The following is a 6,144-nucleotide window of genomic DNA, read 5'->3' as shown; positions in this document are numbered from 1 at the left end:
TACAACCGTGATGGTGGTGCCCCGCGTCGTGAGGGCGGGTACAACCGTGACGGCGCAGCTCCCCGTCGCGAGGGCGGGTACAACCGTGACGGTGGCGCCCCGCGTCGCGACGGCGCAGCTCCCCGTCGTGAGGGTGGCGGGTATAACCGTGACGGGGGTGCCCCGCGCCGTGACGGCGCAGCTCCCCGTCGTGAAGGTGGCGGCTACAACCGTGACGGTGGCGCCCCGCGTCGCGAAGGCGGCGACCGCGATCGTTCACGTTCATTCCCGCAGCGCGGGGGAGCGGGGCGAGAGCGTCCGGCTCAGGCGACGAACGAGCGTCCGCGGTTCGATGAGCCGCAGATCCCCGACGACGTCACGGCTCGCGACCTCAACGGCGCAGCGCGTAATGAGCTCAAGACGCTGAGCAAGGAGAACGCCGAACACGTCGCCCGTCACCTGGCGATGGCCTCTCGTCTCATCGACGAGGACCCGGCGCTCGCCCACGAGCACGCGCTGGCCGCATCGCGCCGCGCTGGACGCATCGCGATCGTCCGTGAGACCCTCGGCATCACCGCCTACGCCACGGAAGACTTCGCCCTGGCGCTCCGCGAACTGCGGACCTACCGTCGTATCTCCGGCAAGGACGATCAGATCGCTCTGATGGTCGACAGCGAGCGCGGAATCGGTCGCTCCGATCGTGCGCTCGAGACCGGACGCGCCGTCGATCGTTCTGCGCTCGAGACTCCGGTCCGGGTCGCGCTTGCGATCGCGATGTCTGGTGCCCGTCTCGACCAGGGCGATCTCGAACTCGCACTCGGCGAGCTGGAGATCCCGGAGCTCGATCCCGATCGGGCCTTCGAATGGAGCCCGGCGCTGTTCGCCGCCCGCGCTGCCGTGCTCGAAGACCTCGGGCGCACCGAGGAGGCGGAGTTCTGGGCGCACCGCGCCGAAGTCGCCGCTGAGGCGCTAGGGGTCGATGAGGCCGGCGACGAGGAGATCTTCATCGAAGACAGCCTCATCGAGGGAGAGTTCCCCGACGAGGATGACAATGATTCCGCGGCGGATACGCCCCTGGAGGCCGATGACGCGGATCGGGAAGAGCCAGCGTCCGATGCGCCTGCCGACGTCGACGAAGCCGCGCTCGTCGCTGAGGAACCGACCGTCGACGACGAGGTGCGCGAGCTCCTCGGCGAGGACGACGAGTCGGAACCGGAGGCGTAGTGGCGCTGTTCTCTCGGAAGCGATCGCCTCGCACTCCGCTTGACGGAGTCGATACGGTTCTCGCCGACCTCGACGGTGTGGTGTACGCCGGCCCCGGGGCCCTGCCCTACGCGGTGGACAGCCTCAACGAGGCGGCGAAGTCGGCTCGACTCGGCTACATCACGAACAACGCGGCACGCACGGATGCCTCGGTCGCAGCGCACCTGAGCAGTCTCGGGCTGCGCGTCCAGGCATCCGACGTGGTCACGAGCCCGCAGGCGGCGATGAGGCTGATGGCTCAGATCGTGCCCGCCCCGGCAACGATCCTGGTCATCGGCGGTGACGGCCTCGTCGACGAGGTGCAGAAAGCCGGGTACACAGTCACGCGGAGCGCGGAGGATGCGCCGAGCGCCGTCGTGCAGGGGTTCGCTCCGGAGGTCGCGTGGACGGATCTCGCTGAGGCGGCCTTCGCTCTCAAGCTTCCCGAGGACGAAGGCGGCATCCCGTGGATCGCCACCAACACCGACTGGACGATCCCCCGTGAGCGGGGAGTGGCGCCCGGCAACGGGACGCTCGTCTCCGCCGTGCACACGGCGATCGGCAGGCTCGCCACCGTCGCGGGGAAGCCGGAGGAGCCGATCTTCCAGGAGGCCCTTGCACGCTTCGGCGCGAAGAAGGCCCTCTTCATCGGGGACCGTCTCGACACCGACATCATGGGGGCGAGCAGGGTCGGCATCGACTCGGTCCTGGTGCTCACCGGCATTGACCGCCCGAAGCATGTGCTGGCCGCCCCGGAGGGCTCGCGTCCCACCTACATCCTCGGCGACCTGCGCGAACTGCATGCCCCGTATCCCGAGGTGACCGAGCAGGACGGCGTCTTCCGCGTGAACGGTGCGGCGGTGCGGGTTTCGGGCGCCGACGTCGAGATCGTGGCGGATTCCGGTGAGCAGATCGACCTGCTGCGCGCGGGAGCCGCCGCCATCTGGGCATCCGGCACCCCCGTGTTCGTGCTGAGGGTTCCGGAGCGCCTCTACGACGACCCGTTCCACCGTCCCTGACGGTGCTCGCGTGGCGCCCTTCCGCGTCGGACGGGCCGCGTACAGTAGAACCGTGACCGATGAGACGACGAGCGCGCCGACCGATGGCCTGTGGAGTCGACTGCGTCTGATCGAGGGGCAGCCGCTGCCGGCGAGGGCCGACGCGTATTCGGCCCTCCACGACGAGCTCTCCCGTCGCCTCGAGAGCGGCGCGAAGCTCGAGCAGCGGGAGACCTCGGGATCCCGATGACGCGACTCGACGCTGCCCTCGCCGCCCGAGGACTCGCCCGTTCGCGCACCCACGCGGCCACTCTCATCTCGGAGGGCCTCGTCAGCGTCGACGGGCGACCTGTCGTGAAGGCCTCCACTGCGGTCGACGATGCGGCGGAGATCACCATCGCCGGTGCAGACCACTACGTCGGACGTGCCGCGCACAAGCTCATCGCGGGCCTCGACGGCTTCGCGATACCGGTCGAGGGGCGGCTGGCACTCGACATGGGCGCATCCACCGGCGGTTTCACCCAGGTGCTCCGTGAGCGGGGAGCACGTGAGGTGCTCGCGGTCGACGTCGGGCATGGACAACTCGCCGCGTCGATCGCCGCCGATCCCGGAGTCGTCTCCGTCGAGGGCTACAACGTCCGATACATGACACGGGAGAATCTCGCCGAGGCGACGGGCGAGGTCGCAGCCCCCGATCTGGTCGTGGGTGACCTCTCGTTCATCTCTCTCGAACTCGTGTTGCCGGCCGTCGCCGCGGTGGTCCCATCGGAGTCCGACGTCCTGCTTCTCGTGAAGCCGCAGTTCGAGGTCGGACGCACCGCCGTCCGTGGGGGACTGGTCACCGACCCCGCAACACGCGCCGATGCCGTGGCTCGCATCGTGTGGAGCGCCTGGGACGCGGGGTTGGGGATGCTCGGCATCCTTCCCTCCCCGATCCTCGGAACCCACGGCAACGCCGAGTATCTCGTGCACCTCGCACCGGGTCGAGGCAGCAATCCGACAGAATGGCTGGACAGCATCAACCGACTGGCAGGAGGACGATGAACGAGCGCAGCATCCTGGTCGTCGCTCACGCGGGCCGTGTGGACACCGTCGACGCCGCCCGGCGGGTGGTCGACGCGCTTCGGGAGGCCGGAGCGCGACCGGCCCTGGCCGCCGACGATCACGAGGCCCTCGTGGCCGTGGATCCTTTCTTCGCCGACATCGCCGTACTCGGCATCTCCGTCGATCCGGCCGACCTCGAACTGGCGATCGTGCTGGGTGGGGATGGGACGATTCTGCGCGCAGCGGAACTCGTACGCGACAGCGGGGCTCCGGTGCTCGGCATCAACATGGGGCACGTCGGCTTCCTCGCGGAGATCGACCGCGACGACATGGACAAAGCCGTACGTCGTGTGATCGACCGCGACTACGAGGTCGAGGAACGGCTCGCCCTGTCCGTGCGTGTGAAGGATGTCGACGGCACGGTCGTCTATGAGACGTGGGCCCTCAACGAGGCCACGGTCGAGAAGGCCAGTCGTGAGCGGATGATCGAGATCGTTCTCGAGATCGACGGCCGGCCGTTGTCGAGTTTCGGATGCGACGGCATGGTGATCTCCACCCCGACCGGCTCGACGGCCTACAACTTCTCCGCCGGGGGACCGGTGATCTGGCCGAGTGTCGAGGCGATCGCGGTGGTGCCGCTGTCGGCGCATGCCCTGTTCGCCAAGCCGCTCGTGGTGAGCCCCGATGCCTCGGTGGCGATCGAGATGCTCGAACGCACGGACGGCTCGGGCATCCTCTGGTGCGATGGCCGCCGCTCGCACGACCTGCCGCCGGGCGCACGCGTGGTGGTGCGCCGCTCTTCGCGTCCCGTGCGGCTGGCTCGCCTGCACCCCACGGCATTCACCGACCGACTCGTGCGCAAGTTCCAGCTTCCCGTCGAAGGGTGGCGCGGACAGGCGCCGGGGGCGACGTCATGATCGAGGAGACGTCATGATCGAGGAGACGTCATGATCGAGGAGACGTCATGATCGAGGAGATGCGGATGCAGGGGCTCGGCGTCATCGCCGATGCCGTGCTGCCGCTGGGTCCCGGATTCACCGCCATCACCGGCGAGACCGGCGCCGGAAAGACCATGGTCGTCACCGGGCTCGGACTGCTGCTGGGCCAGCGTGCCGACTCCGGAGCCGTGCGTGCGGGCGCGGCGCAGGCATCGGTCGCGGGCGTCTGGATCGTCCCCGAGAGCGGAACCGTCGCCGAGATCGTCGCCGAGGCCGGTGGCGAGCTGGAGCCTGTCGGTGCTGGCAGCGCGGAACTCTACGTGTCTCGCACGCTCAGTTCGGAAGGGCGCAGCCGTGCCAGTGTCGGTGGGCGCGCGGCCCCCGCGGGTGTGCTCTCCTCGCTCGCGGACGAGCTCGTGGTCGTGCACGGCCAGTCCGAGCAGCTGCGACTGCGTTCGGCCGTCGCGCAGCGTGATGCGCTCGATCGTTTCGGTGGGGCCCCGATCGCTGAGGCCGTAGACGAATACGCCCGGGCCTTCGCACGCTGGCGGACACTCGACGCCGAGATATCCGAGATCACCGAGAACCGTGAACGTCGCGCTGAAGAGGCGTCGCGGCTGCGAGAAGCCCTCGCGCTGATCGAGGCGACGGCTCCGGAGCCGGGGGAGGACCAGGAGCTCACCGCGCGTGCCGAGCGTCTCGCGAACGCCGAGGAGCTGCGTCTCGCGGCCTCGCTCGCGCACGGCGCGCTCTCGAGCGAAGAGGGCGAACCTGATGCCTCGGCTCTCGTCGCGGAGGCGCGTCGAGTACTCGAACGCGCTGCCGACGTGAAGTTGACCGAGATCAGCGAGAGCCTCGCCGACATCGGCTATCGGATCGCCGACACCGCAGGCCTTCTCTCCGCCTATCTCGCCGATCTCGACGAGACGGGTCCGCACGAGCTCGCCGCTGTCGAGGAACGCCGCGCTGCGCTGGGCACCCTGATCCGTGCACACGGCTCGCTCGACGAGGCGCTGACCGTCTGGCAGACCGGATCTGCTCGGTTGGCCGAACTCGATGACGACGGCGATCGGATCGAACGACTGATCGCCGAGCGTGATGCGGCACGGGTCGAACTCGACGCCCACGCCGAGGCGCTGACGGCGGCGCGCGCTGAGGCGGCTTCTCGTCTCGGTGCTGCCGTGACGGAAGAACTGCGTGCGCTCGCGATGCCGGACGCGCGCCTCGAGGTCTCGGTCTCCGAGGGCGCCGAGAGCGCCCACGGCCGGGACGACGTCGCGATCCTCCTCGCCCCCCATCCGGGAGCCGAGCCGCGCTCGGTCTCGAAGGGGGCCTCCGGCGGAGAGCTGTCGCGAGTGATGCTGGCGATCGAAGTGGTGATCGCCGCGACCGATCCGGTTCCGACGTTCGTCTTCGACGAGGTCGACGCCGGCATCGGCGGAGCCGCGGCGATCGAGGTCGGTCGGCGACTCGCCCGACTCGCCGAGAAGTCGCAGGTGATCGCGGTGACGCACCTCGCGCAGGTCGCGGCCTTCGCGAACAACCATCTGTCGGTCGTGAAGGCCAATGATGGTGCGGTCACGGCCTCCAGCGTGCGCCGTCTGGAAGGGGAGGAACGGGAAGCCGAGATGGCTCGTCTGCTGTCAGGACTCGCCGATTCCGACGCCGCCCTGACCCACGCCCGCGAACTTCTCAGCCTCCGCGTCCCCACCTCCTGATAGGATCGAAGCCCGTGATGAACTCTTCTTCTGCGGGACCCAAGAACGACACGACCAAGCACATCTTCGTGACTGGTGGTGTCGTTTCGTCTTTGGGCAAGGGGCTGACGGCAGCCAGCCTCGGAAACCTCCTCACGGCCCGCGGTCTGCGCGTCGTGATGCAGAAGCTCGACCCGTACCTGAACGTCGATCCGGGAACGATGAACCCGTTCCAGCACGGTGAGG

Annotated in this window: 5 protein-coding genes and 2 pseudogenes; all 7 read left to right on the top strand. The window is 69.0% G+C overall.

Annotation, left to right across the window (positions count from 1 at the left end; genetic code table 11):
* Positions 1-1,203, top strand: a pseudogene (locus L687_RS43205) (primosomal protein); the annotation flags it as partial.
* Positions 1,203-2,240, top strand: a complete 1,038-nt coding sequence (locus tag L687_RS41430; RefSeq protein WP_021201745.1) for an HAD-IIA family hydrolase — start codon at positions 1,203-1,205, stop codon at positions 2,238-2,240. The pseudogene L687_RS43205 and the gene L687_RS41430, both read left to right, overlap by 1 nt.
* A gap of 52 nt (positions 2,241-2,292) precedes the next feature.
* The gene (locus L687_RS42960; protein ID WP_021201744.1) at positions 2,293-2,469 is read left to right on the top strand and encodes a hypothetical protein; all 177 of its coding nucleotides are present in this window, start codon (positions 2,293-2,295) and stop codon (positions 2,467-2,469) included.
* Positions 2,466-3,263, top strand: a complete 798-nt coding sequence (locus L687_RS41425) for a TlyA family RNA methyltransferase (RefSeq protein WP_021201743.1) — start codon at positions 2,466-2,468, stop codon at positions 3,261-3,263. Before L687_RS42960 ends, L687_RS41425 begins: the two co-directional genes overlap by 4 nt.
* Positions 3,260-4,180 carry an NAD kinase gene (locus L687_RS41420; RefSeq protein ID WP_021201742.1) on the top strand — a complete coding sequence of 307 codons (921 nt, stop codon included), beginning with the start codon at positions 3,260-3,262 and terminating at the stop codon, positions 4,178-4,180. The genes L687_RS41425 and L687_RS41420 overlap by 4 nt, the downstream gene beginning before the upstream one ends.
* A gap of 47 nt (positions 4,181-4,227) precedes the next feature.
* Positions 4,228-5,919, top strand: coding sequence for a DNA repair protein RecN (gene recN, locus L687_RS41415; protein WP_021201741.1), 1,692 nt, complete (start codon positions 4,228-4,230; stop codon positions 5,917-5,919).
* A gap of 17 nt (positions 5,920-5,936) precedes the next feature.
* Positions 5,937-6,144, top strand: a pseudogene (locus L687_RS41410) (CTP synthase); the annotation flags it as partial.

It is taken from the genome of Microbacterium maritypicum MF109, from assembly GCF_000455825.1.
In the GTDB taxonomy this organism is placed as follows: Bacteria; Actinomycetota; Actinomycetes; order Actinomycetales; family Microbacteriaceae; genus Microbacterium; species Microbacterium maritypicum_A.
This window is presented reverse-complemented; position numbering and strand designations above follow the sequence as displayed.

Bases quoted from the DNA above. Each gene is read 5' to 3' on its own strand.
- recN (WP_021201741.1), top strand. From the start codon at position 4,228: ATGATCGAGGAGATGCGGATGCAGGGGCTCGGCGTCATCGCCGATGCC.
- L687_RS41425 (WP_021201743.1), top strand. From the start codon at position 2,466: ATGACGCGACTCGACGCTGCCCTCGCCGCCCGAGGACTCGCCCGTTCG.
- L687_RS41420 (WP_021201742.1), top strand. From the start codon at position 3,260: ATGAACGAGCGCAGCATCCTGGTCGTCGCTCACGCGGGCCGTGTGGAC.